Genomic DNA, 26120 nt, shown 5'->3' with positions numbered 1-26120 from the left:
AGGAGAACCGACTTGAGCCGTTTGATCCGCCCGGTGAGGACGCTGTACGAATACACCGCGCTATACCTGGGACTGTTGCTTTACGCCTCCATGTCTCTCGCCTGGATCGGCATCGCCGTGCTGCTCTACCCGTTGCTGCCTGAACGACTGGGACGGCCGGTCGGCCGGTATGGGATCATGTACGGCTGGCGAATCTTCTTCGGCATCATGCATGCGGCTGGCGCTTTCCGCTTCGATACCGCGGAACTGGAAGCCCTGCGCAAGGACACGCCGCTGCTGCTGGTGGCCAACCATCCCAGCCTGCTCGACGCCGTGATCGTCGCCTCGCGCCTGCCGGACCTGGTCTGCATCATGAAGGCGAACCTGAACGACAACATTTTTCTGGGCGCCGGCGCCCGCCTGGCCCGCTACATCCGCAACGATTCCGGCCATGGCATGATCAAGGCCGCCGTCGCAGAGCTGCGGAAAGGCGGACAACTGTTGGTCTTCCCCGAAGGCACCCGCACCGCGGAGCCGCCGGTCGGCCGGTTCAAAGGGGGAGCCGCCTTGATCGCCCGCCATGCCGGCGTGCCGGTGCAGACGCTGATCGTGGAAACCGATTCCCCTTTCCTGAGCAAGCGTTGGCCGGTTTACGCAAGACCCCGCCTGCCGATCCGCTTCCGCATCCGGCTGGGTCTGAGATTCGATCCCCCCGACGACCCCGTGGCCTTCACCCATGCGCTGGAAGCCTATTACGCACGGGAACTCGCCGGCGTTTCCACCCCGCCCTTCGAAACCGGTTCCTGAGACATGAATACGCCCTCCCGTACCCACCTGGTCATCATTCCCAGTTACAACCCCGGCCCCAAGGTCTACGAAACCGTCCAGGCGGCCCGCCGGTACTGGAATCCGGTCTGGGTCGTGGTGGACGGCAGCACGGACGGCACCTGGGAAGGGCTGCTGAAACTTTCGGCGGAAGACAGCGGACTGGTGGTGCTGGGAATGCCGGCCAACCGCGGCAAAGGCGCGGCCGTGCTGCGGGGATTGCTGACCAGCCGCCGCAAAGGGTTCACCCACGCCCTGGTCATGGATTCCGACGGGCAGCATCCCGCCGACCGGATTCCGGAATTCATGGCACGCTCGCAGGAAGAACCGGACGCCATGATCCTGGGCGTGCCGGTGTTCGACGACTCCGCCCCCTCCCTGCGCGTGAAAGGCCGCCGCATTTCCAACTGGTGGGCGAACCTGGAGACGCTCTGGTGCGGGATCGGCGACTCATTGTTCGGTTTCCGCGTCTACCCCATCCAGGCGCTATGCGTGATCATGCAGGATCATCAATGGATGCGGCGCTTCGATTTCGACCCGGAAGCCGCCGTCCGGCTCTGCTGGGCCGGTGTCCGGCCGGTCAATCTGCCGGTGCCGGTCTATTACCCCAAGCCCGAAGAGGGCGGCACCTCGCACTTCCATTACTGGCGCGACAACGCCCTCCTCACCTGGATGCACGTCCGTCTGATGTTCGGCTTTCTGGCGCGGCTGCCGATCCTGCTCGCCAGAATCGTCCGGCGTCCGGAAATCTGAGGGTGGGAGGGACCGACGTGCGCACCAGCGTTTCTCCCGGCGAACAGGACCGGGCGTACATGCGGCTGGCAATCCAGACGATGCGGCGTGCCGGCATCGTCGACCGAACCGGCGGCCCCTTCGGAGCAGTCATCGTGCGCGGCGGACAGGTGCTCGCCGTCGCCGGCAACAGCGTGATCCGCGACAACGATCCGACGGCACATGCGGAAATCAACGCCATCCGCGAAGCCTGCCGCCGAATCGGCAGCTACGACCTTTCCGGCGCCGTGCTGTACAGCAGCTGCGAATGCTGCCCGATGTGTTACGCGTCGGCTTACTGGGCCCGGATCGACCAAATCTACTATGCCGCCTCCTGGCACGACTACGAAGACCTGTTCGACGACTCCCGGATCCATGAGGACATCGTCAAATCCTATGCCGAACGGCATTTGGCACCGCAGCAGCTCATGCGGGAGGAAGCGCTCGAGGTCTGGCGGGAGTTTCGGGCTCTGCCCAACGGGGCGAGGTACTGACAGCCCGCCGGACACCATGGAGCCGGTCAACACCGGTCCAGCAATTCCACCCAATGCCGCACCGGCCGCCGGGCACCGGACGCGAGCTGCAACAGGCAGCCGATGTTGGCCGTCGCGATCACTTCGGGTCCGCCGGCTTCCAGGTTTCTCAGCTTGTCGTCCCGCAACCGCGACGACAGCTCCGGCTGCAACAGGGAATAAGTGCCGGCGGAGCCGCAGCAGAGGGCGGCATCCGCGACCGGCGTCAGTTTGAATCCCAGTCTCTGCAACAGCGACTCGACCACACCGTCGAGGCGCTGACCATGCTGAAGGGTGCAAGGCGAGTGAAAGGCAATCCGCCGGGGGGCGAGCGGCGCCAGGGGAGTCCAGTCCTCGGCGGCGACGACCTCGCCCAGATCACGCGCCAGCGCGGACACCCGCGCCGCTTTTTCCGCGTAGGCCGGATCGCGGCTCAGCAGTTCGCCGTATTCCTTCACCATCAGGCCGCAACCGCTGGCAGTGATGACGACGGCCTCGGCGCCTGCCTCGATGGCGGGCCACCAGGCGTCGATGTTGCGGCGCATGAAGTCCAGCCCTTCCTCATGGGCGCCGAGGTGGTAGCTCAAGGCACCGCAGCAGCCGCTTGCCGGGACCCGGATCAGCGATATCCCCAAGCGGTCCAGCACCCGCGCCGCGGCCGCGTCGATGGACGGCGCCAGGACGGGCTGGACGCAGCCGCCCAGGGCCAGCATGGTGCGCCGATGGCGGACCGGTGGCCAAGACGGCGTGCCCGAAGCAGGCGGCAGCTTGTTCCGCAAGACGGCTGGCAGCAACGGCATCGACCGGCGGGCCAGGCCGACCCAAGGGGCGAACCTGGCCGGGTACGGCAGGATCATCCGCAACGACTTGCGCTCGAGCCTCTCGATGGCCGGCCTCGGCGCCCGCTCCTCGACGATGCCGCGGGCGATGTCGGCGAGCCGGCCATAGCGCACGCCGGACGGACAGGCGCTTTCGCAGGCACGGCAGCCCAGGCAGCGGTCCAGGTGGCTTCTGGTGCGCTCGGTCACCGGTTCGCCTTCCAGCATCGCTTTGATCAGGTAAATCCGGCCGCGCGGGCCGTCGCGTTCGTCGCCGAGTAACCGGTAGGTCGGACAGGCTGCCGTGCAGAAACCGCAATGGACACAGGCAGCGAGGATCGCCTCGGCCTCCTCCCCTTCAGGCGTGCCGCCGAACTGCGGATCGATGCGGGTGAGCATTCAAAAGACCTCTGGCAACAGTCCACGGTTGAGAATCCCTGCCGGATCGAAGGCCGCCTTCACCCGCCGGTGCAGGGCGGCCAGCGCCGGGGCCAGAGGGGCGCTGCGCATCGCCGGAGGATTGGCGCTCCGAAACAAGCGGGCATGCCCGCCGGCGGCCTGAGCGGCGGCGAGTACCTCGGCCGGACCCGCGTCTGTGCGCAGCCAGCGCTGGGCGCCGCCCCAGTCGATGAGCCAGCTGCCGGACAGGTCGCCGGTGTCCGCGGCCGGCGGCAGCGATAGCCGCCAGAGGTCGCCCTCGCCGGCGAAGAAGCCGTGTGTCTGCTCGCGCAGGCCGTTCCATACCGCATCCCCCTCGCCCGCCCGATCCCCGCCGATACGGCGGACAGCAGTGGAAACCGCCTGCTCCGGCCCCGCCAGGCGCAGGTGCAGCCGCCCGTCCCAGGCCAGGCCGGTGACCGGCAGGCCGCTGCCGCCCCAGCGGATCATCCGTTCACGGCCTTCCGCGAACGGGCATTCGAAACACAGCGTGATTTCGCACTCCGGCCGGGGCAGCACCTTCACCGAGATTTCCAGCAGCAGTCCCAGCGTCCCGAGCGCGCCGGCCATCAGGCGGGAAACGTCGAAACCGGCGACGTTCTTCATGACCTGGCCGCCGAACGACAACACCTCCCCTCGCCCGTTGACGATCCGGCAACCCAGTACCGCGTCGCGCACGCTGCCGGACCAGGGACGGCGCGGTCCGGACAATCCGCAGGCCACGGTCCCTCCCCAGGTCGCGCCGGAACCGAAATGCGGCGGCTCGAAGCCCAGCATCTGGCCGGATTCCGCCAGCACCGCCTCGATCGCGGCGAGCGCCGTGCCGCTGCGGGCCGTGAGTACCAGTTCAGTAGGCTCGTAATGGACGATTCCGGTGTGGGTCCGGGTCGACAGCAGCCGGCCCGCGCAGGGCCCGGCATAGAACTCCTTGCTGCCGCTGCCTAGAATCCGCAGTGGCCCGCCCTGGGCACAGGCTTCTGCCACCCGCCCCGCCAGACTTTCCGAGTCGTCCTGGCTATGCATGGTGGCCGTCAGAACCGCTCCAGTTCGGGGTGGGGGAGGCGGCCGCCGTGCACGTGCATCCGGCCGAGTTCGGCGCAGCGCATCAGCGTCGGCACGGCCTTGCCGGGATTGAGCAGCCCGCCGGCGTCGAAGGCCGCCTTCAACGCGTGAAACTGCCGCAGCTCCGGCGCGCCGAACTGGACACACATCGGACCGAGCTTCTCGATGCCGACCCCGTGCTCGCCGGTCACGGTTCCGCCAACCTCGACGCAGAGGGTGAGGATTTCCTCCCCCAGCGCCTCGGCGCGCTCCAGTTCGCCGGGATGGGAGGCATCGTAGAGGATCAGGGGATGCAGGTTCCCGTCGCCGGCATGGAAGACGTTGCCCACGGCCAAGCCGAATTGCTCCGAAAGCTCGCCTATCCGCCCCAGCACTGCCGCCAGCCGCTTCCTGGGAATCGTCCCGTCGATGCAGTAATAATCCGGAGCGATCCGTCCGACCGCCGGGAAAGCCGCCTTGCGCCCGGCCCAGAACTTCCGGCGCTCGGCTTCGTCACGGGCTTCGCGTACTTCGGTCGCGCCGTGCGACTCCAGCACCCGGCGTGCCCGGGCGATCTCGGCCTCGACCTGCTCGGCCATGCCGTCCATTTCGCACAGCACGACGGCCGCCGCGTCGATCGGGTAGCCGGCGTGGACGAAGTTCTCCGTCGCTCGAAGTGTGAGGTTGTCCATCATCTCCAGCCCGGCCGGCACCAGCCCCGCCCCGATCACGGCGGCCACGGCATCGCCAGCCGCCTCGATGCTGCTGAACGCCGCGAGCAATGTCCGGGCCGTTTCCGGCACCGGCAGCAGCTTGACGACGACCTCGACGATCACGCCGAGCAAGCCCTCCGAGCCGTTGATCAGGGCGAGCAGATCGTAGCCGGGACCGTCCAACCCCAACGAACCCAGTGTCAGCGGTTCGCCTTCGACGGTCAGCAGACTGACTTGCAGCACATTGTGCACGGTCAAGCCGTACTTCAGGCAATGCACCCCGCCGGAATTCTCCGCCACGTTGCCGCCGATGGTGCAGGCCACCTGAGAGGAGGGGTCCGGAGCGTAATACAGGCCGAAAGGCGCCGCCGCCTCGGAGATGGCGAGGTTGCGGACGCCCGGCTGCACCCGGGCCATGCGGTTGGCGGGATCGATTTCCAGGATACGGTCGAACTTGGCCAGGCTCAGCAGCACGCCGTCAGCCACGGGCAAGGCACCGCCGGAAAGACCGGTTCCGGCCCCCCGGGCCACGACCGGCACGTTCTGCGAATGGCACAGACGCAGCACCGCCCGGACCTGTTCCACGGTTTCCGGCAGCACGGCGATCCAAGGCAGGACGGTGTAGGCAGCAAGCGCATCGCATTCGAAGGGCCTCAGATCCTCCGGGTCGCTCAACAGGGCCTCCTCCGGGAGGACACGCTTCAACTCGCGGAGAAAGGCCGCCCGTTCCACGCTTCGTTCCGGAAGACTCACGCGCGCCCCCGGCGCAAGCCGGTCTCTTCCGGCGGTTCGCGTTCCGGCAGCAGGAACAGGCGGTGCGTGAGCACCCCGATGATGAATCCGCCCAGGTGTCCCCACCACGCCACGTCCGAATACGGCGCATGGCTGGCGAAACCAGTGGTCGCCTTGTAAAGCTGGAAGATGACCCAGGCACCGAGAAAAGCGATCGCCGGCACGGTGACGAACAGCGGCAGGAAGAATACCCAGACCACCAGCCTGGCGTACGGATACAGAAAGAAATAGGCCCCCATGACGCCGGCGATGGCGCCGGACGCCCCCACGGCAGGGACCGTCGACTGTGGGTTGAAATAGACCTGGAGCCCCGCTGCCACCACGCCGCACAACAGATAGAAGAACAGGAACCGCACCCCGCCCATGCGGTCCTCGATGTTATCGCCGAAGATCCAGAGCAGCCACATGTTGCCGACCAGATGGAACCAGCTCCCATGCAGGAACATGCTCGTGATGAAAGGGCTGTATTCGTCGGGCGGGAAGCCCGCCGTCACCGCCCAGTCCGGGAATCCATAGCGCGCCGGCACCAGTCCGTGCAGGGTGAGCAGCGCCTGCAACGCCCTGGGCGGCAGCGTTTGCGTGTAACCATGAACCGCGAGATTGCACACCATCAGGCTCCACGTCACCCAGGGCGTATAGCGGCAGGGGATGGTATCGCGGTAGGGAATCACGCCGCCCCGCTCTCCGCTGCGGGCAAGCGGCGGAAATTCGCCAGCGCATCGGCGGCGCCCAGTACCGCCAGCCCGACGGCGCCGAACTGGGGCACGAAAACCAGGGCGAGATACGGCGGCAGCCAGCCCGTCCAGCCGATGCCGCGCTGGGTCACCACACCGTGGACCACCGCCAGCCCCTGGAACGCATATATCATGATGCCCACCAGCAGGATGTGCATTTCGAGCGCAGGACGTAGGAAATGCACGAGCAGCAGCAATGCCACCACCGCCGCCAGGGCGGTGCGGGGCAGGCGGAGGCGCTGGAATTCCGGTCCGAACTGGTCCGGGTTATAGAGCAGCGATTGCCACCAGCGGGCCAGGAGCAGCGTCAGAAACGCGCTGGCGCCGACCAGGAGCGGGATGAGACCATTCATCAGCACCAGTGTGCCATTCTCCTCGAAGCCCTGGACGGTCGCACCCTTGACCCCCTTCACGGCATGCTGCAGCCAGCCTTTCCAGAACGCCGCGGAATCGCCGGAGATCAGCTCTATGGCGATGGCTCCGGCCATGCACACCGCGCCGATGAACAGCAGCGGAGGACCTTGCCGTCCGTCACGACGCAGCAGGGCTGCCGCACCCAGCACCAGAGGACCGATCAGGACGAGCAAGGGCAGTTCCAGACCCGGCCGCGGCGGGAAAAGATAGCCGCAGACCGTCACCGGCACGGCGACCGCCAGAGCCAGAACCACTCCCTTCACCGCGCCCTGGCGCAGACCGACCAGGCCGATCGCGGCCGCGCAGAACGACGCGGCGGGGAGAAAATACAGGGACAATGCGCCCAACAGGCTCGCGACGAGGAAGGCAAGCCCCTCCCCCCGCATGATCAGCCCGGCGAAGTCCCGCATGACCTCTCGCATATTCAAGACCTCCGTTTCGTTGTTATGGACTTAAGTTAACTTAGCCGGCGGGCAATAAAAACCCCGGCACGAGTGGGATATCCGACGCCGTGGCGCCGCAGCTGGAATTTTGTAAGACTGTAGACGACGAGATGCGGAGTACCGCGCGCACCCTGGCCCTACGAAACGAAAGCCCGACATGAAGCCTTTCATCGAACCGGAAACCCTTCCTTCCGCAATCCCCAGTTCGGGGCCGGACCGCCGGCGCTTCCTGAAAGCGGGGCTGGCCGTCACCGGCGCCGCCCTGACCGGTGGCGTCCGGGCGGCGCCGCCGCCTTGGATGACGCGGCCCGGCGCCCCGCTTTCCAATTACGGCCAGCCCTCGCCGCACGAACGCGCCGTCATCCGCTGGGTCGCGGCCAATCCCGATGCGCCGGGGAACGGCATTTCCTGGACACCGCTGGAACGTCTGGAAGGCATCATCACCCCCAGCGGCTTGCACTTCGAGCGCCACCACAACGGCGTGCCGCAAATCGATCCCGCCGTCCATCGCCTGGTCGTGCACGGACTGGTTGTCAAGTCCTCGAGTTTCGGCATCGACGACCTCCTGCGCTACCCGCAGACCTCGCGCCAGTGTTTCGTCGAATGCGGTGGCAACGGCAATGCCGGCTGGCACCTGGAGCCGATGCAAGCCCCGGCCGGTAACGTCCACGGCCTTGCTTCCTGCAGCGAATGGACTGGCGTACCGCTGGCTACCGTGTTGGAGGAATGTGGCCTGCAACCGAACGCCAAATGGCTGATCGCGGAAGGCGCCGATGCCGCGGCGATGAACGTCAGCATTCCCCTGGAAAAGGCGCTGGACGATGCCCTGCTCGCCCTGTACCAGAACGGCGAGCGCCTGCGGCCGGAGAACGGTTATCCACTGCGGCTCATCCTGCCCGGCTGGGAAGGCGTCACCAACGTCAAATGGTTGCACCGCCTGCAGCTTGCGGAGCAGCCCGCGATGGCCCGTAACGAAACCGCGAAATACACCGAGCTGCTGCCCTCCGGCCAGGCCCGGCAGTTCAGTTTCGTCATGGAGGCCAAGTCGCTCATCACTCGTCCCTCCGCCGGCCAGTCCTTGCCCGGCCCCGGCTTGCACCCGATCTCCGGGCTGGCCTGGAGCGGCCGGGGCGCGATCCGACGGGTGGAAGTTTCGGCCGATGGCGGCAAGACCTGGCAGGACGCGGCGCTCGACCCGCCCGTGCTGCCCAAGTGCTTCACCCGCTTCCGCCTGCCCTGGCGCTGGGACGGCTCGCCTGCCGTACTCAAGAGCCGGGCCACCGACGAAACCGGCTATGTCCAGCCCGAACGCCAGACCCTGATCGCCGAGCGCGGGCGCCACGGCTACTTCCACTACAATGCGATCGTATCCTGGGCCGTCGCCGCCGATGGGAGCGTCAGCCATGTCTATGCGTGAGGGTAGCCTCGCTCTGTTCATCGCGCTGGCCGGCACTCCTGCACTGAGCGCCCCCGAGGGCCCGCGCCTGGGCCAACCCCTGGAGCCGGCCGCGATCTCCGCCTTGGACATCACCGTCTTCCCCGACGGCACCGGCCTTCCGCCAGGCCAGGGCACGGCGGTCGAAGGCAAGGCCGTTTACGAAGCCAGATGCGCCGCCTGCCACGGCCCGAACGGCAGAGGCGGCAGCGCCGAGGAGCTGGCCGGAGGCCGGAATCCCCTGACCAGCGCCGAGCCCGACAAGACCATCGGCACTTACTGGCCCTATGCCAGCACCGTGTTCGACTTCATACGCCGTTCCATGCCGCTGGACGCACCGCGGTCACTGAGCGACGACGAGACTTATGCCCTCACCGCCTACCTGCTCCACGCCAACGGTATCATCGGCGAACATGATCCGATCAACGCCTCGACGTTACCGAAAATACGCATGCCGAACGCCGCCGGCTTCGTTTGGGCCTATCCCGAACGGCAACCCCGCTGACACTCCGATCGAAACGACCATGCAGTTCCCCGAAGATCAGTCCCCCCGCGACCGCGAATCGATCTCCATACACGCCGGTCCGATCCGGCAATGGCTGGATGCCAATATCCTCGAACTCGGCCGCCAGATACGCCTCAGTTACCTGCCCCCGCTCATGGTCTACCTGGCCGCCGGCATTTCGGGACTGACCGGCATCGTCGGCACTTTCTTCGTCAAGGAATATCTGGGGCTTTCGGCCGAATTCCTCGCCTCGCTGGGCTTCTGGGCCATGCTGCCCTGGGCGATGAAGATGCCCATGGGGCACCTGGTCGATCTACTCTGGCGCCACAAGGGACGGCTGATCTATTTCGGCGCGGGACTCGTCGCCCTGAGTCTCCTCATCATGATCGGCTTGCTCGCCAAACCGGCGGCGATGCGGGAAATCATGTCGCCCGAAAGCTGGTATGTGCTCTCCGTTCTGCTGGCGCCGATGGGCTATGTCATCCAGGACACGGTGGCCGACGCCATGACCGTGGAAGCCGTACCCCGCGTGGATGAGGAAGGCAACGCCATTCCCGACGAACAACTCAAACTGGCCCACACCACCATGCAGACCTTGGGACGTGTCGCCATCATCGGCGGCACACTGCTGGTCGCCGCGGTCAACGTGTTCATGTTCAGCGGTGTGGAAAACATGGACATCGACCAGAAAAAAGGAATCTACCTCGAAATCTATCGGCTGGCCCTCGTCATCCCCGCCGTTTCCGTCGCCGGTGTCTGGCTGTCCGCGATGGTCCGCAATCGTGACGCCCGGCGCCTCGCCGCCCAGGGATTCGAACTGGACGCGATCGAAAAAATGCAGAGCGCGCATGTCGAAACGCCGGAGGTGAACTGGTGGATACTCGGCGGCAGTCTCGCCTTCCTGGCGTTCTCCGTCGTCATGGGACTGGCCGATTTCAAATTCAGCGCCGAAATCGTCTTCGCCGGCTCCATGGGCATAGTGCTGTTCCTGATGCGGCAGCTCACCCGCGACATCGCCCCCGACGCCCGCCTCGAACTCTTCGGCACGGCCGCCGTTATCTTCGTGTTCCGCGCCGTTCCCACCAGCGGCGCCGGCTCCACCTGGTGGATGATCGACGAACTCGGCTTCGACCAACAGTTCCTTTCCAAGCTGTCTCTACTGGCTAGCGCGCTGGCGCTGCTCGGCATGTTCGTCTTCCGCCGCTTCATGGCCGAACGCTCGGTGATCTATGTGTTCGGCGCGCTCACCGTCGCCGGCGCCTTGCTCTACCTGCCAAACATCGCCATGTTCTACGGCTTTCATCACTGGACCTCGGCGCTCACCCACGGCCTGATCGACGCCCGTGCCATCGCCCTGATCGACACCGCACTCGAATCGCCTCTCGGCCAGATCGCCATGATCCCGATGCTGACCTGGATCGCCCGCTCGGCCCCCCCGGCGCTCAAGGCCACCTACTTTGCCGTCATGGCTGCCTTCACCAACCTGGCGCTGTCACTCTCGCAGCTCGGCACGAAATATCTGAACCAGGTATTCACCGTGACCCGCCAAATAACGGACGGTGTCACCGGCGCCATCAAAGTCCCGGCCGACTACAGCCAGCTCGGCGAGTTGTACATCAGCGTCACATTGCTCGGACTGATTCTTCCACTCACCACGATCTACCTGGTGCAGCGCCATGCGCCGCGGCTTGCGCGACAGGAGGCGCGAAACTGAAGCCACTCTGGGAGAGCCTGCTCATCCCACCAGGCGCAACCGGATGAAGAGACCGTGTCGCGGGAACCGCCGTATCGGGCGGCGTCGTTTCTTCGCAAGGCCTCGGCCGAACCCGCCCGCTCGTCACGGTGTTTCACGCCGTTCAGGAGGATCTCCCGATCGCGGGCCCGCTCTCCATGAAGAAGACCCGCGCTCCGCAAAGGCACCGGTCATGGACACGGATTCGGGGATTGGTTGAATCAACCCCGGCAAAGCCGGAGGTTCATAATTTTCGGGCAATTTGAATCGCACTCTTACCCTCGATGTAACTCACCACGTTCGACACCGCGTACTGATGCTGATGCTCCTATGCACGTGGTCCGCCATCAGATGGCCCTCCACGATCTTCGAATCCGCGTGCCCGGCAAACTCATGGAACAGCTTGCCCAAATGCCGCTTCAGTGCTCCAAAAAGCCGCTTCTTCCGTCTCTCCGGAATGAATACCACGTGATATTTACAATCCCATCGGGTGTGAGACCAACTCTGTTGGTCTTTCATCGTGGACCTCTATCTCTTGGCCGAGATTTCAGGTTCACGACGACCGCTGCAAAGGTCCAACCCCGTGAGTTCCCCGGCAGAGCCGGGGGCTTGCCTCAATGAGTTACACACGAGAAAGCCACCTTATAGCCTTGGATGAAATTCTGGCTATACTCAAAATGTAAAAGTCTGGCAAAGCCAAAAGCGGTACAACACTGTATGCAGACGGCCGGGGGCATTAGCCCAGCCCGCGGCTAACCTTTGCCGTTGGACAATCCCTTGCCAAAAATAAAATCACGATTACAGAACAAGGAAAATCGTATGAACAGACAACCTGAAGACTTCGATTCGCTCTCTACGGCCGGTCAACCCTGCGGTCACGCGTTTGGCAGGAGACACTTTCAGGTTGTCGGGACCGCTGTCGCCGATCAAACGCTCACTGAATCCGGCGTACAAATTCGGTGTTCATCGCCTCTGCCCGCGCAATGTCCTTCCAAAAGGATTGCATCCTCAGCGCCTGCCGACGCATTTCGTCCCGGACTTCACGGGGTGATTTCCGGGCATCCACTCTTGCCATGCCCAATGTCGAATCACTGACCGCTATTTGATAGCCTGATTGATAACGATATGTTTTTGGTCAAAATAATAAAGAATATTTTTAATGAAAAATCAAAATATTTTGGGACCAGCCAATGCAAGGTAAGCGTCCTTATACCGGCTTACAATCATGAGCTGTATGTGGAAGAAACCGTGAGAAGCATCTGGGACCAGAACTACCCAAATTTCGAGATAGTCGCCGTCGACGACGCGTCAGGCGACGACACCTTTGCCATTTTAGAGGGGCTTAGGAAAATTTCGCCCATACCTATGAGGGTGTATCAAAACGAAGTGAATCGCGGCCCTGCATTCACCCTGAACCGGGCGGCCTCGATGGCAAGCGGAGATCTATTCATCCCTTTTTCTTCGGATGACCTGTTTTTGCCTGGCAGAATAGAGAGGCAAGTTGATATATTGAAAAGTAATAGGGACCTATATATTTTATATTGCAATGGACATGGTTTGGACGACTCCACTAACACGAGAAAAGGCGTGTGTCATACGCCTCATGCGATCGAGCTTCTGCAAAAGGATGCCAAAGATGTTTACCTATATCTTATAACACATAAGAATTGTATTTTCGTCCATACCTCCATGATCAGACGCAGCCTTTTTGAAGCTGTGGGCGGCTATGACGAAACGATGCTGGCCGAAGACTGGAGCCTCAATGTAAAGATTTTTCGTTATTTGTCTGCACTCCCGGATAAGCACCATGCCTTCTGCGATGAACCTGTCTTTGAATACAGGGTTCATGCTGCTCAAAACTCTCGAAATGATAAACGTCAGCTTGAATCCAAATGGAGAATGATAGAGCGATATACGCCTGATCATCTGAAGCTTCAGGCGAGTAACAATATCATTCTGGGACATCTCGACGCCCCATGGTGCCGTTTGACCGATACGGAACGCGCTGAACAGCTTGTCAAACTTGTAAGGTTCCATGCATCTCTGGGTGAGTGGTCGTCTGTACTGAGGCTTTGCTCCAGGTATGTTAATTTATATCCAGACAATGAAGACCTGCGATTCCTGAAAACGGCCGCCGAGAATCATGTGCATTCAAACACCGATGCAGCGCCGCATTAGGGTATCGAGGCGGATATGATATTTTGGCGCCTCTTGCGTGAATTTGCATCCGCGACCATCCATGGAACCAAAGGTATTTGCCATGCCGAGGAATTAATAGAGAAAGGACAGATAGATAAGGCGGAACAAGCCGTTCTGGCCCTGCTTGAGCGCAAGCCCAACGACGCAAATATATTGCATCTTGCCGGAGTTGTCGCTCTTCGAAAAGGACAGAACTCGCGGGCTGTCGCCTTGATTTCCAAGGCACTCGAATACGCGCCCAATGAGAGCCTTTATTATTTTAACCTGGGCAACGCATACCTTGCAGACGGTGCCATCGATCTCGGCATTCAGGCTCTGCAGGATGCCACGCGGCTTGATCCGCAGCGTATTGAGGCATGGATGAACCTCGGGCTGGCTCTGGTGGAAGCGAAACGTCATCCCGAAGCCGTGGCCGCGTTCGAACGGCTGCTGGAAATTGATCCCGATCATGAGGCCGACGTCGCTTTCGCTTCTGCCCTCGTTGGTGCGGGGATCGTGCTCAAAGACTCAGCGATGGTGGACCGGGGAATCTCGGTACTCGAGTCGAAACTCAGGGACGGCTATGAACGCTATGCGGCGGGGGTCATTCTGGCCCGGGCGCTGGAGCACCGGAATCGGCTCAGTGAGGCCATCCTGCAACACCAGGCGTTGCTGGAAGCAAACCCCGAACACGCCGGAATCCGCAATAATCTCGCTCGCTGTTTGGTTCAGCTCGGGCGCGTAGAGGAAGCCCGAACACACTATCGGTTGTGCGTGAAGTCGGCACCAGACAAATACCATGCATTTTCGGCATTGCTCGCCGGCCTGAATTATGAACCCAATTTGACGGCTGCGATGCACGAAGCTGAAGTGCGAAACTGGGAAAAACAACTGGCCTTACCCCATTATCCGGTCGAGCCGGAATTTCCGAACGAGCGCGATCCGGAGCGTCCCCTCAAGATAGGATATCTATCGCCCGACCTCAGACAGCACGTCGTCGGCCACAATTTCCTGCCCGTACTCGAGCACCGGAACCGGGAGCGGTTCTCGGTCTTTTGTTATCACATCGGGGAAAAGGAAGACGACATGAGCCGCAGGATTGCTGCACTTTCGGATCAATGGCGCCATGTTCATGGTGCTTCTGACGATGAAGTGGCTGCGTTCATCCGTGAGGACCGTGTCGATATTCTCGTGGACTTGTCAGGGCATACCTCCCATACCCAGCCCTTGGTTTTTGCCCGTAAACCAGCGCCAGTCCAGGTGAGCTGGCTCGGCTATTTCGATACCACGGGGCTGGCCACGATGGATTGGTTCATCACCGATCCGTATTCATCCCCTCCTGATCAAAAGCAGTATTTCTCCGAAAGGCTGTACCGTATGCCGCATACTCGTCTTTATTACCACCCTTATCCCGACATGCCGGAGGTGGGGCAATTACCTGCGAAGCGGAACGGTTACATCACCTTCGGTTGTCTGAACAATTTGGCTAAGATCAACACCGAGGTACTCGACCTCTGGGCACAAATTCTGGCGGCGTCGCCGACCAGCCGCTTGCTCATTCAGACGGTCGCGCTGTGCGACAGGCTCAATCTCGAGAGGTTTCGCGCTCTTTGTGTCGAACGAGGCTTAGACCCGGCGCGGCTGGAACTTCGGCCCGCGACTTCTCTGGAAAAGTTCGCACAGACCTATCACGAAATCGACATTGCACTCGACCCCTTTCCCTTTTGCGGCGGTTTCACCAGTTTCGACGCATTGTGGATGGGGGTGCCGGTGATCACATTGGAACAGCAACGGCTGGCGGGTCGTCAGACGCTCAGTATGTTGATGAATCTAGGATTGCCGCACCTTATCGCCAGCAATAAAACCGACTATGTATCCATTGCGCTCGAACTCAGCCGTGATTCGTCAGAAATCGAGCAATTGAGATCGGAACTCCGGTCCCGTTTTCTCCAATCCCAATTGATCGACCATTGCCGGTTTACAAGGGAACTGGAGAAAGCGTATCGCTTCTTTTGGAGTCACTGGTGTACCGAGAAAAAACAAAGTTCCGCGAGGATTGGGATAAGCGCCCCGATGGACGCTTATCCAAGCCGTCGCCAAATATCAGCGACATGAACCAGGAACATATCTAGCCGGAGCGCCGGTGCACGACCAGACCGCCGATCCCAGCGTACTATTCCAACTGGGGGTCAAGGTGATGCTCACGGCTGCGCCCACGCTGTCAGTGGCAGTACTTCCCTGTATCACGATCGTTCCGTTGTCGCCAACGTCGCTGCCTGTCGCTATCTTGCCCCCAATCGCAACCGTCATGCTCGTTCCTGAGCCGGTACATGAGCCGGCCAGCTGGCACTTTTCGGTGATATCCGTCCTGAATTTGCTGCCGGCAAGAATCAATTCCGACACTTTCGCCCGGACCGTATAGTCCTGATAGGCCGGCAGAGCGACCGCTGCCAGGACACCGATGATCGCCACGACGATCATCAGCTCGATCAGTGTAAAACCTTTCTGTAGCGCTTTCATATCATCTCCTTGTTTTAATCACCACCTGCGGGATTAGTGGCTTGCACCACTTGCATAAACATAGCAGAGACTTCGCGTTGCCGGAAGGGCGGAGCGTTCATCCGTGGTCATGATCCACTCGACGGGCGACGGTACCCAGTTTCCATGCGATATCACGCAGCACGGGTGCCCAGTCGCCCGCGCGGGGCTGACGGAACAGCCGCACCGAGGGGTACCACGGCATGGTCTCTCCCGAGGCGAGATACCGCCATTCCGGCACCCGGGGAACCAGTACCCAGGCTGGACGTCCCAAGGCTCCGGTCAAATGAACGATCGACGTGCACACCGTGATGACTTTGTCCAGCGCCATGACCAAAGCAGCGGTTTCATCATAGTCGTCGATGGCTTCCTGCCAATGATGGATAACGATTCCATGGTGCTCCTCCAAAGCCTGCAATTCCTGACGACAGTCGGTGTATTGCAGGCTCACGAAATACCTACCCTCGGCCGCCAGGATCGGATGCCACTCCTGGAGTGGAATCGAACGTGCCTCCCGCCGGGTTTTCCCCTGGCCCCCGCGCCAGGAGATGCCGATTTTCAACCCCGGCCCCAGTGCGGCGAGTCGTTCTTTCCAAAATGTCACGCGCTTCGGATCGGCCACGAGATAACCCCGATGATTGGGAAAAGCGGCCTCCTCGGCGCGAAACATACCGGGAAGATCCCCTATCGCCATCTGGAAATCGATGGTCGCCCCATTGACGAGACCATCGACACCGGTTTGTGCTTTCGACCCGCCGATGACCGTTACTTCCGGAAACGAACGCCGAAACAGGCTTTCCAAACGGACGTTACATTCCAGAACTATTTTCGCTCCGGTTTTCTCCTGCAAATCCCTGAGGCAGGATGCAAACATGATTTCATCCCCCAACCCTTGCTCGCCGTAAACCAGTAAGGTTTTTCCGGTACACGGCTGGCCGTCCCAGTTCGGAAACGGGAAAGAGCGGCTCTGCGTGCCACGGTAACGCCAGCGGAGGTGATACTCCCGCCATCCCTCGCCGAAGCGCCGGTTCTTCAGGAGCACGATGGAACGGTGAAACCTGACTTCTTCACGAAACGGTTCTGCCAGCATGGATTCGAAACCCGCGAGGGCTTCATCGACCTTGCCCGCATCGGCCTTGGCCTGATAAAGATTGAAGCGCGCCTCGGTCAGACAGGGATTCAACTGCAGTGCCCGCATGAAGCAGTCCAATGCTTTGTCGACATCGCCTTTTCCATAATGCCACTGCAGCCCCAAATTGTTATGCGCCGAAGCATCCAGGGGATTCAGCGCAATCACTTCCTCCCAGGTGCAAATCGCCAGATCGGTTTCATCCAAATCGTCATAGATCAATGCAAGCTGGGCCAAAAAGTCCACCGATCCGGAATGACGATCCTTGGCTTCCCTGAGGAGAGCGAGGGCTTCTGATCTATTTCCGAGAGTGACGCAATTTCTGGCCAGCTTATGCAGAATTTCAGAGGAATCCGGGGAGCAGCGTAAGGCCATCCGTAAACAGTAATCCGCCTCGACCGGATCATTTGTGCGTTGATAGATGTCACCCAACGCGGCATATGCGGAGGAGTATTCAGGATCGTGGTCTATGGCTCGTTCAAGCCATCTCAGCGCGGAATCAATATCGTTTGCGGCCAGTTCCGCCATCCCGTGCTGAAAACATATTTCCGCCTCACTCTGAACCTCGTCCAATACGGATACCATCGTCGAGCTACCCTATGTCAGATAAATTCACGGGGTGATGATACGGTCGTCATACATGCGAGTTCATTACCTACTTCGGCCATGACCGGTTCCCAATAAAGTGGCTTCACCTGCCGGAACAAGCGGGCTGCCGGGTACCAGGGCATGCGTGATCCCTCGCGCCCGTACCGCCAGCCCGGCGAACTCGGTACCAGAACCCACACCGGTACTCCCAGGGCGCCGGCCAGATGGACGACCGCCGTACAGACGCTGACGACCAGATCCAGGCTGGCGACCAAAGCGGCCGTTTCCTCGAAATCGCTTCCGATCTGGCGCCAGGAATGAATCCGAATGCCATGGCGTGAGTGGAGTGAATCCAGTTCGGACCGGCAATCGGTATACTGAAGGCTTACGAAATGCGCCTCCCTCAGCCGTAATATCGGCAACCAGATTTCCAGGGGTATCGACCGTAAATACGCATTGGTTCTGCTGGTCCCGCCTCGCCATGACAAGCCGATTTTCAACCCCGGCCCCAGTGCGGCGAGTCGTTCTTTCCAGCGTCCGACACGCCGTGGATCGGCCGTCAGATAGCCGGAATGGAAGGGAAACTCGCAAACTTCATTGCGGAAAAACCGGGGAAGGCTGCCCAGGGGTATTTGCAGGTCGATGGGGTGGAATGCTTCCAGCCAGGTGTCCGGATTTTTGAACCTTTTACCGGCAAATTCGGCCTGTGGAAAAGAACGCCGATACAGAGTTTCGAGTCGGGGATCGCATTCGATCACGCAGCGGCCGCCTCTTGCAAACAGATCCGGAAAGCAGCCGGCCAACATGATTTCATCGCCGATTCCCTGTTCGGCGCAGACCAGCAGGTTTTTTCCGGCAAGGTCCTCCCCTTTCCATTCGGGGAACGGGAAACGATCGCGTGGAAACTCCGGAGCCAGACGCCTGTATTCCTGTTCCTCCCAGCCTTCACGGAAACGCCCGACCGAAAGCAGCAGGTGGGCTTTGGTCAGATGGATGTCGCCGCACTGCGGCTCCATCTCCAGTGCCTGATCGAAGGCTGCGATCGCATCGTCGAACTTGCCGAAGTCCTGCAGCACGACACCGATATTGGTCTGGGCCAACGCAAACCCCGGCTTCAGCGACAAAGCCCGTTCGAGTATCTCCAGCGCTTCCGCGGGCCTGCCCAGGTCTCTCAGCAGCAGCCCGCAATTATGCATGGCCTCGGCGAAATCCGGCTTCAGTTCCAAAGCGCGCCGAAAACATGTCAAAGCGTCCCCGAGGTCGCCTTTGCGTTGCAAGGCGATCCCCAGATTGCACCAGGCGTAGGCATGGGCGTCGTCCCTGGCCAGGACCGAACGGAAACATGTCTCCGCTCGTGCGCAGTCGTCCAGGTCCAGCCAGACGATCCCGATGCGGTTGAGGGTTTTCGCGTCGAGGCCGGGCGAGTGTTCGGCCCGCTCCAGACATTCCGAGGCTTCCGCCAGACGCCTTTGAGCGAGCCTGATCCTGGCGAGATGGAGACGGGTCAGGGCCGCATCAGGCTGCAGTTCCAGAGCTTTCCGGCCACATCTTTCGGCAAGGGCCAGATCGCCCGCCGTCAAGGCTTGCTCGATCTGCTGATGAAGCTGATCGATCCCCGCCTCACCGGAGGCGACGGATTCCGCATCATCGGAACTGCGACGAACCATTCCGGACGGGGGGGCTTCGTCGGCCTCCGTTTCCCGCAAAATGCCCGCTCTGCCCGGAGAGCAGAGGTTTTTGAGTAGCCGCAGCAACATTGGTGGAGTCCCGCGCCGGACCGAGAGCCAGCCGTCAGCGGGCCTGTCTCTGGTCGACCCGTAACATGCCGGCGAGTTCGGCACGCCACTCTTCGGAATACTCGCAGTCGCGGTATTCCTCGAAATAGGGTCCGCCGATGGTGTAATGCGCGAGTGATACTTCGGGTGAGGGGGTGTCGTATCCCACCAGATGATTCCAGCGATGAGGTATTTCACCGATCAAGGCCTCGTCATCCAGCCACTTGAACTGATGTAGTTCGAGGCCGGATGCGGTATTCACGTAATCCGGCGTCAAGGCTTTGCATTTTGCGTTGTCGAAAAGCATGACGCTGGACCAGTTCTTCTTCTCGTAGCGGGTTTGTGCCGCGTCCAGGAATTTGATTTCTTCGGCTGGAACGTGGTCATGTTTGACCACCTGTACCGCATAACGCTCATCCCGCAGGTCCCAGAGTTTTGCGATGTCGTCGAGGACGAGCATGTCGCAGTCCAGGAAAACGGACCAGCCGGAAAATCCCGACAGATACGGGACCAAGAATCGGCTGAAAGAAAAATCCGTCGACTGGAGCGGATTGCGCTCCCGCCGGTAGACCTGGCCGAGCTGGCTCAGCATCAAAGGCGTGATGGAGACCGGCCGGGACGCCCGAACGTGGATGCTGTGGGCCAGCACACTGAAAGCCAGCGCTTCGCGCGGATCGTAACCGATGAATATTCGAATGGGGGATATTTTTTGCATGGGCTTTTTTCAGAATTCCGTCTTTCCTTACCAAAGGGGCCGAAGCCGATGATTTTGCTTCCACTCAGCCCGACGCACGGCATTGCCAGGAGAGTCGAGAGACCGATACCCTGTATCTGCTCCCCTAGCCTCATCAGTCGGAGGGTGGAGGCCGTTCAATCGAGGACAACCTGCCGTTCCGACGGGGAATGCCGGAATCCGGAAGCCGGTGATGGCGACACCCGCACCCTCCCTCGTGCCCTGGCTAGCGGCGGTCCCCGCCGCCATAGTGACCCAAGCAAACCGCATCATATATTTCAATGTGTTGACACCACTTTATAGACGTCCGGCGGCTGATATCAAGGGCGGTGTGGCTTCATGCCAACAACCCTCATATCCCTGGGCTCTCTCAATTTGAATCGGGCGGGCTCCTGACGCACGTCGACCAGCCCGGCTTGACGCATGATTTCCGCAAGACTCTCGGGCGTATAACCCCAGCGGTGAACCATCAGCGGATCACGCCAGGAAGGATCGCCGTAAAGCGCCCACATCGAGCGTTGGCATTCCATCCCTTCCCCTCTCGCGGCATCGGGATTCCGGAGAATTTCCCGACACGCCGCGATCAAATTCGGACACTCCAGAATCATCCTTCCGCCGGGTTTCAGAACCCTGACCCATTCCCGCAGCACGCCCTGTACCTCCCATCGCCAAAAATGCTCGATGACGTGAACGGAAAGAATCTCGTCCACCAAATCGCCATCGAACGGCAAGGCGTGAAGGTCGCAGATGATGTCCGGCGCCTTCCCGGCCCGGCGGGAGGCGACGTCGACGTTCAGATGGCCGGGAAGTATTTTGTCCCCACAGCCGAGATTCAAACGCAGTGGATCGGCATCAGCCGTGACTCGTTCGCGAACCGCGCCGGCGCCGGCTTCGACGATGAGATCCAGCCAGCGGGCCCCTATGTGTTCGGGTGTCAGATTATCTTTTATGAATGCCTGGGCCTGTGCCACCTGGTTCGGCACCATGTCCGGATGCGTCAATGCCCATCTGATGCCCGTCACCAAATCTTCGCTGATCCAGGCCCAGTCGATGAAATCCTGGTAGGCCGGCAGCGGATGGGCAACGACGTATTTCCCGGCCCAAAGCGCCTCGGTCAGTCTGTTGTGACTCTTGACTGATTCCCGCATGCCCGCGGGATCGCCGGGGATGATGACCAGGTCGCAGCGTTCCAGGGCGTCTTCCACAACCCGGGGCGACCACTCGGAGAACAGGATGCGGAAGTCCTTCCTGGCCGCCGTCGCATGCGTCGACAACCAATCCTCCAAACCGGTGTTTCTGGCGGTGACGATGTCCAGCTCCAGCGGGTATTGCTGCGCCAATGCCGAGAGCGAAGGAATCACCGCCAGCAGAGCCGGTATGTTGGACGGATGCCCAAACCACAACAGGCGTACGGTCTCCCGAGCGCCCGCAAACAGGCGCACGCGTCGCCGCCCGATGGCTCTCATGGCGGAAGGCGCCTTTCGCCGCCCTTCGACCGGATCGGGGACGACGGCCGCGATCAGACCGGTGTGCTGCAGCACCGCCTTGCCCATCGCCTCGGTCGGTACGATCACCCGGTCTGCCAGCGCCGCCATCGTCTGGTAGTGGGCGCCGAATTCGGGATGAATGAAATGATTGTCACTGACGTCGAACAGGACCTTCGCGCCGTTCGCCCGGGCGAACGAAGCGGCTTGCTCGTTGGTCGGATTGAAGCTCTTGGAGAATATGACGACCTCGGCATCCAGCGAATCCCGCGGATAGGCATCCCAGTTCACCTCCGGGTCGACACCGTGAAACTCCACCGTATGTCCCTGGCTTTGGATGTACCTGCCCGGCAAGAGCATGCGATAGCGCGCGCTGGCCACGTCCGAGGTGATTGCGCCGTTCTCGGTACGGAGACTGGCGAAGGTGATCCAGCTAATTTTCATCGCGATAGGCGATCAGTTCATTTCTCACGCGAAGAACGACCTCGTCCCAGGCAAAAGGTGCTGTCTGCCTGAAGACGCGGCAAGTGGGGTACCAAGGCATCGTGCCTTCACCCGTCGTCCCGTACCGCCATTCCGGACCCAAGGGCGCCATGACCCACACCGGCCGCCCCAGCGCACCGCCCAGATGGACCGCCGCCGTACAGACACTGATGACCAGATCGAGCGCTCCCAAAAGCGCGGCCGTTTCATCGTAATCGGCGATGGCCGCAGGAAAATGGTGGAGGACCGATCCGTGGACCGCCCCGAGCCTTGCGATCTCGTCCCGGCATTCGCCGTACTGCAGACTGACGAAATGCGCACCGGGAACTTCGAGTAGCGGCACCAGCGTCTCCAAAGGCATGGAACGATAGCTCTGGCGGGTCTGACGGGTCCCGCCCCTCCAGCTGATACCGATCTTCAAGCCGGGGCCGAGCGCTGCCAGCGACCGGCGCCAATATGACACACGTGCTTCGTCCGCCTTCAGATAGCCGGCGTGTTGCGGGAAATCCTCCAGTCGCCGGCGGAAATGCAGAGGCAGGCTGCCGACCGGGATGCAGCAATCGATCGGCGGCAGATGTGACAGCCGGCCCGGCTCGTCATGTTGGCTGCCGCCATGCACGGCGGCGGTCGGGAATGAACGTCGGAACATCGGCGCCAGTCTTTCGTGGCATTCGATCATGCAATGGCCGGACCGGGCGATGAGGTCGGGCAGACAGGAGGCGAACATGATTTCATCGCCCAGACCCTGTTCGGCGTAGACCAAAATGGTTTTTCCGCTCAGGTCCGTTCCGTCCCAGCGCGGAAACCGGAAATTCCGCCTGGGGTACTCCTCGCCGAGCAGGCGGAGTTCGTAACCGGTCCACCCTTCCTCGAAATCGTGGACCAGCAGCTTGGCGAGTGACCGGTGGAAACGCACCGCGCGGTTTTCCGGCTCCAGCTGCAGGGCCTTGTCATAGCTGGCGAGCGCTTCGTCGATGCGGCCCAGGTCCTGCAAGGCGATGCCGTGATTGCCGTGCAGTTCCGCATGGTTCATTCCCAGCGCTACCGCCCGGTCGAAATGGGCGATGGCCAGATCGGGCCGGAAGCGGTGCGTGAGGTACATGAATCCCACTGCGGCCTGCGCTTCGGCGTCGTCTGGCGCGGTATCGGCCCAATGCTCCAGGAGCTCCGCGGCGCCATCCGGCCAATCGAGCTTCGCCTGGATACCTACCCAATGCCGCAGCGCCAGACCAAAACGGGGGTTCAGGTCCAACGCCCGCCGGAAGCTCTCGGATGCCTGCGTCAGTTGGGACCGCCTTTGCTGGCAGATGCCCAAGTTACACCAGGCCAAGGCACTGGTCTCGTCCACGGCGAGCGCTCGTCGATAGGCCGACTCCGCCTCCTCCGGATTTTCCGACATCAAATGGACATTGCCGAGATCGATCCAGGCTTCCGCAAAATCGGGTTTGAGCCGCACCGCCTCGGCCAGATTCCGGCCAGCGGGCGCCAGCTCGCCACGCATGCCCTGCAAGCGCCCGAGGCCATGCAGAGCCTCCGGCGATTCCGGGTTTTGCCGAAGGAGGGAAACGAAAACGGCTTCGGCATCTTTTTCATCGCCCGATGGCACTCCCGCGCCGACTTCTTCCGGAACGGCGGGAGAGGTTTCACGTCCGGGCTTGCCGCGGTCCGCCCATACCCTGGCGGCCCGTTTGAGGACCTGAGCGAGCATGCGTTTTCGGACTTACGGAAGTTATTTTCTGCTGAGATGGACGATCAGCCCTTCGGTCGCCACCTCGATGAATTCCTTGCTGTAGCCGAGCTCTTTCAATTCCCAGCGGAACGTGTTGCCGAATTTGGCTTTCCTGTACATACCCAGGGCCTTTTCCTGGTTGAACCGTTTGGCCTTCGCATAGGCATCTTCGAGGATTTTGGTGAGCCGGCTGGCGGAAATCTTCTTCTCCGGGGCGGTGTCCATGGATGGCGGGTAGCGTTTGGCGATGTCCTGCGCCAGCGTTTTGGCGAACAGGTCGACTTCATCATTGGCGGAGAACCAGGAGAACAGGCCCATGTCGTTGCATTCCTCGACTGTATTTGGAATTTTTGATCAATGCGCTGTGAAGCATTTGCGGCGGGAGAAAACTAGCAGATTTGCAGCGTTCCGCAAGGGAGCGCCCTCCGCGCGCGCCCACCGGACGCACACGGACATACCCTTCCCGGCGCCAGGAAACGCCGTCTATTTTCGGTGTCAACGGCTTGACGAAAACGTCCAGCGGCCCAACAGTTCCCTTCGAGGGCGCGAAAGAACGCCCGACCGCTTTCCTACCCGATGCCCGGAACATGGCCGAACATCTATACCCCGGATTTTTCAGCGAACTCCTGGTACTGCTCTTGGCGTCCCTCGCCAGCGTATTGCTGTTTCAGCGTCTGCGCCTGCCCGACATCCTGGCCTATCTGTTCGCCGGTGGTCTGGTGGGGCCGTTCGGCTTCGGCATGGTGACCAACGATGCCAACATCCATTTCCTGTCCGAGCTGGGCCTGGTGTTCCTGATGTTCGAACTGGGGCTGGAGTTCTCGGTCCGCCAGTTGCTGCACCTCAGCCGCGCGGTATTCGGCCTGGGTTCCCTGCAGATGCTGCTCACTCTGTCGGTTTTCGCATCGGCGCTTTTCTTCGCTCTGCACTGGCCCATCGGTGCCACGCTGGTGGTCGCTGGCTCCCTGGCACTGTCTTCGACGGCTCTGGTCGTCCGCGAGCTGCGCTCGCTCAAGCTCATCAACCGCCATCATGCCCAGCTCGCGGTGGGCGTGCTGATCTTTCAGGATCTGGCCGCGCTGCTCGGCCTGATCCTGGTACCCGCCCTGGCCGGAAACGGCGAGCGCGCCCTGCACGAACAACTGCTCCACGTCGCGGAAAAGGGCGGCATTCTGGTCGTGATACTGACAGGTGCCGGCAAATGGCTGCTGCCGAGCATCTTTCACGAGGTCGCCCGGAGCCGCTCGGAGGAAATCTTCGTCCTGACGGTGCTCGTCATCATCCTGCTGTCGGCCTGGCTGACGCAGGCCTTCGGTCTGTCGATGGCGCTCGGCGCGTTCCTCACCGGGGTGATGCTCGGGGAAGGCGAATTCCGCCATCAGGTGGAAGTGGACATCCGCCCATTCAAGGACATCCTGATGGGTGTGTTTTTCGCCAGCGTCGGCATGCAGATCGATTTCGGCCTGCTGGTAGAGGAGGGCCGCATCGTTCTGCTCGGCATCGTCCTGCTGATCCTGGCCAAGTCGGTGGTGATCACCCTCGCCGCCCGGCTCATGGGCGAATCAGCGACGACGGGGAGCAAGACCGGCATCATACTTGCCCAGGCCAGCGAATTCGGGCTGGCCCTGATCACCTTGGGAGCGCAACTCGGCGTGCTCGCCCCACGGATCGCCTCGCTGGCGTTGGCCATCGTCGTCGGCAGCCTGATCCTCGCGCCCTGGCTGATCCGCTACAACTTCGAAATCAGCCAGTGGATCGGCCGTCTGGTGGGCCAGAAAGTGTCGGGCCGGGATCGCGAGATGAGTCGGATTCCGCCGCATCTGTCCGATCACATCATCCTCGCGGGTTACGGACGGGTCGGCCAGATGATCGCCAAGTTTCTCAAGAACAACGGCATTCCCTTCATCGCCTTGGACCCCGACGGCAACCGGATCAAGGAAGGCCGCGCCGCCGGCGATCCGGTGATTTACGGCTCCTGCGCCCGGATCGACCTGCTGCGGCGCTGCCACATGGAACGTGCCCGCCTCGCCATCCTCACGTTCAAGTCGCTGAGCGAGGCGCGCCGGATCATTACCCAGATACGCCGCCAGGGCTATACCTTGCCGATCGTGGTCCGCACCCAGAACGAAGCGGACCATGCCGAACTGATCGCGGCCGGCGCCGATTATGTCATCCCGGAAATGCTGGAATCGAGCCTGGTGATCGCAGCCGAAGTCCTGAGCCTGCTGGGTTATTCCAAGACCGTGGTGCAACCGCAGATCGACGCCGAAAGGGCGCTGCATGCGCAGATCAAAGAATCCGCCGCGCCGGATCCCGGGGAGGGATAGCCAC

Annotated in this window: 21 protein-coding genes and 1 pseudogene; 9 read left to right on the top strand and 13 right to left on the bottom strand. The window is 61.6% G+C overall.

Translation table 11 applies throughout. The annotated features are described in order from the left end of the window. Positions 1 to 12 precede the first annotated feature (12 nt). The 3 genes from H156_RS0112830 to H156_RS0112820 are packed head-to-tail and all read left to right on the top strand — an operon-like array spanning position 13 to position 2069. Positions 13 to 786: a lysophospholipid acyltransferase family protein gene (locus H156_RS0112830; RefSeq protein ID WP_017365653.1), complete on the top strand. Its 774-nt coding sequence runs from the start codon at positions 13 to 15 to the stop codon at positions 784 to 786. Between the two features lie 3 nt (positions 787 to 789). Next, positions 790 to 1557, top strand: a complete 768-nt coding sequence (locus H156_RS0112825) for a glycosyltransferase family 2 protein (protein ID WP_017365654.1) — start codon at positions 790 to 792, stop codon at positions 1555 to 1557. 17 nt (positions 1558 to 1574) lie between these two features. Then, positions 1575 to 2069 carry a nucleoside deaminase gene (locus H156_RS0112820; protein ID WP_026045986.1) on the top strand — a complete coding sequence of 165 codons (495 nt, stop codon included), beginning with the start codon at positions 1575 to 1577 and terminating at the stop codon, positions 2067 to 2069. A 26-nt stretch (positions 2070 to 2095) separates the two neighbouring features. On the opposite strand, the gene glcF is transcribed toward H156_RS0112820, so the two are convergent. From glcF to H156_RS0112795, 5 genes are read right to left on the bottom strand one after another with little or no spacing between them, the layout of a single operon-like run. Then, positions 2096 to 3304, bottom strand: a complete 1209-nt coding sequence (gene glcF / locus H156_RS0112815) for a glycolate oxidase subunit GlcF (RefSeq protein ID WP_017365656.1) — start codon at positions 3302 to 3304, stop codon at positions 2096 to 2098. Next, positions 3305 to 4366 carry a glycolate oxidase subunit GlcE gene (gene glcE / locus H156_RS0112810; RefSeq protein WP_017365657.1) on the bottom strand — a complete coding sequence of 354 codons (1062 nt, stop codon included), beginning with the start codon at positions 4364 to 4366 and terminating at the stop codon, positions 3305 to 3307. An 8-nt stretch (positions 4367 to 4374) separates the two neighbouring features. Next, on the bottom strand, positions 4375 to 5829 hold the full coding sequence (locus tag H156_RS0112805) for an FAD-linked oxidase C-terminal domain-containing protein (RefSeq protein ID WP_050998208.1): 1455 nt from the start codon (positions 5827 to 5829) through the stop codon (positions 4375 to 4377). A gap of 17 nt (positions 5830 to 5846) precedes the next feature. After that, complete coding sequence (locus H156_RS0112800; protein WP_017365659.1) at positions 5847 to 6560, bottom strand: rhomboid family intramembrane serine protease; 714 nt, start codon at positions 6558 to 6560, stop codon at positions 5847 to 5849. Beyond that, positions 6557 to 7459: a hypothetical protein gene (locus H156_RS0112795; RefSeq protein ID WP_036246491.1), complete on the bottom strand. Its 903-nt coding sequence runs from the start codon at positions 7457 to 7459 to the stop codon at positions 6557 to 6559. The genes H156_RS0112800 and H156_RS0112795 overlap by 4 nt, the downstream gene beginning before the upstream one ends. Before the next feature lie 178 nt (positions 7460 to 7637). Between H156_RS0112795 and soxC the strand changes: the two genes are divergently transcribed. From soxC to H156_RS0112780, 3 genes are read left to right on the top strand one after another with little or no spacing between them, the layout of a single operon-like run. Then, a complete protein-coding gene (gene soxC, locus H156_RS0112790; RefSeq protein ID WP_010960780.1) occupies positions 7638 to 8897 on the top strand; it encodes a sulfite dehydrogenase in 1260 nt (419 codons plus the stop codon). Further along, entirely contained in the window at positions 8884 to 9420 is a 537-nt protein-coding gene (locus H156_RS0112785) for a c-type cytochrome (protein WP_026045987.1), read from the top strand. The genes soxC and H156_RS0112785 overlap by 14 nt, the downstream gene beginning before the upstream one ends. Before the next feature lie 19 nt (positions 9421 to 9439). Next, positions 9440 to 11134, top strand: coding sequence for an MFS transporter (locus H156_RS0112780; RefSeq protein ID WP_017365662.1), 1695 nt, complete (start codon positions 9440 to 9442; stop codon positions 11132 to 11134). Between the two features lie 268 nt (positions 11135 to 11402). Here H156_RS0112780 and tnpA read toward each other — a convergent pair. After that, positions 11403 to 11671 (bottom strand): annotated as a pseudogene (gene tnpA / locus H156_RS16185) (IS200/IS605 family transposase); the annotation flags it as partial. Between the two features lie 612 nt (positions 11672 to 12283). Between tnpA and H156_RS16785 the strand changes: the two are divergent. Both H156_RS16785 and H156_RS0112760 read left to right on the top strand, forming a co-directional pair. Next, complete coding sequence (locus tag H156_RS16785; protein ID WP_211221994.1) at positions 12284 to 13330, top strand: glycosyltransferase family 2 protein; 1047 nt, start codon at positions 12284 to 12286, stop codon at positions 13328 to 13330. Positions 13331 to 13345: 15 nt separating this feature from the next. Continuing rightward, positions 13346 to 15445 (top strand): O-linked N-acetylglucosamine transferase, SPINDLY family protein, encoded by a 2100-nt coding sequence (locus tag H156_RS0112760; RefSeq protein ID WP_017365665.1) that lies wholly within the window; start codon positions 13346 to 13348, stop codon positions 15443 to 15445. Here H156_RS0112760 and H156_RS0112755 read toward each other — a convergent pair. The 7 genes from H156_RS0112755 to H156_RS0112725 form a co-directional block, all read right to left on the bottom strand. Further along, positions 15434 to 15850: a pilin gene (locus tag H156_RS0112755; protein ID WP_017365666.1), complete on the bottom strand. Its 417-nt coding sequence runs from the start codon at positions 15848 to 15850 to the stop codon at positions 15434 to 15436. The genes H156_RS0112760 and H156_RS0112755 overlap by 12 nt on opposite strands. A 97-nt stretch (positions 15851 to 15947) precedes the next feature. Next, positions 15948 to 17582, bottom strand: a complete 1635-nt coding sequence (locus H156_RS0112750) for a tetratricopeptide repeat protein (RefSeq protein ID WP_081504051.1) — start codon at positions 17580 to 17582, stop codon at positions 15948 to 15950. A gap of 17 nt (positions 17583 to 17599) precedes the next feature. Then, positions 17600 to 19252: a tetratricopeptide repeat protein gene (locus H156_RS16180; protein ID WP_050998205.1), complete on the bottom strand. Its 1653-nt coding sequence runs from the start codon at positions 19250 to 19252 to the stop codon at positions 17600 to 17602. A gap of 124 nt (positions 19253 to 19376) precedes the next feature. Further along, positions 19377 to 20075: a glycosyltransferase family protein gene (locus H156_RS0112740; RefSeq protein ID WP_010960788.1), complete on the bottom strand. Its 699-nt coding sequence runs from the start codon at positions 20073 to 20075 to the stop codon at positions 19377 to 19379. A 338-nt stretch (positions 20076 to 20413) separates the two neighbouring features. Continuing rightward, on the bottom strand, positions 20414 to 22021 hold the full coding sequence (locus H156_RS0112735) for a methyltransferase domain-containing protein (RefSeq protein WP_017365667.1): 1608 nt from the start codon (positions 22019 to 22021) through the stop codon (positions 20414 to 20416). Continuing rightward, positions 22011 to 23768, bottom strand: a complete 1758-nt coding sequence (locus H156_RS16175; protein WP_017365668.1) for a tetratricopeptide repeat protein — start codon at positions 23766 to 23768, stop codon at positions 22011 to 22013. The genes H156_RS0112735 and H156_RS16175 overlap by 11 nt, the downstream gene beginning before the upstream one ends. 21 nt (positions 23769 to 23789) lie before the next feature. After that, positions 23790 to 24107, bottom strand: coding sequence for a hypothetical protein (locus H156_RS0112725; protein WP_017365669.1), 318 nt, complete (start codon positions 24105 to 24107; stop codon positions 23790 to 23792). A gap of 269 nt (positions 24108 to 24376) precedes the next feature. Here H156_RS0112725 and H156_RS0112720 point away from each other — a divergent pair, with 269 nt between their 5' ends. Beyond that, positions 24377 to 26116, top strand: coding sequence for a cation:proton antiporter (locus tag H156_RS0112720; protein WP_017365670.1), 1740 nt, complete (start codon positions 24377 to 24379; stop codon positions 26114 to 26116). Positions 26117 to 26120 lie beyond the last annotated feature (4 nt).

The organism is Methylococcus capsulatus str. Texas = ATCC 19069 (assembly GCF_000424685.1).
GTDB classification, from domain to species: domain Bacteria; phylum Pseudomonadota; class Gammaproteobacteria; order Methylococcales; family Methylococcaceae; genus Methylococcus; species Methylococcus capsulatus.
This window is presented reverse-complemented; position numbering and strand designations above follow the sequence as displayed.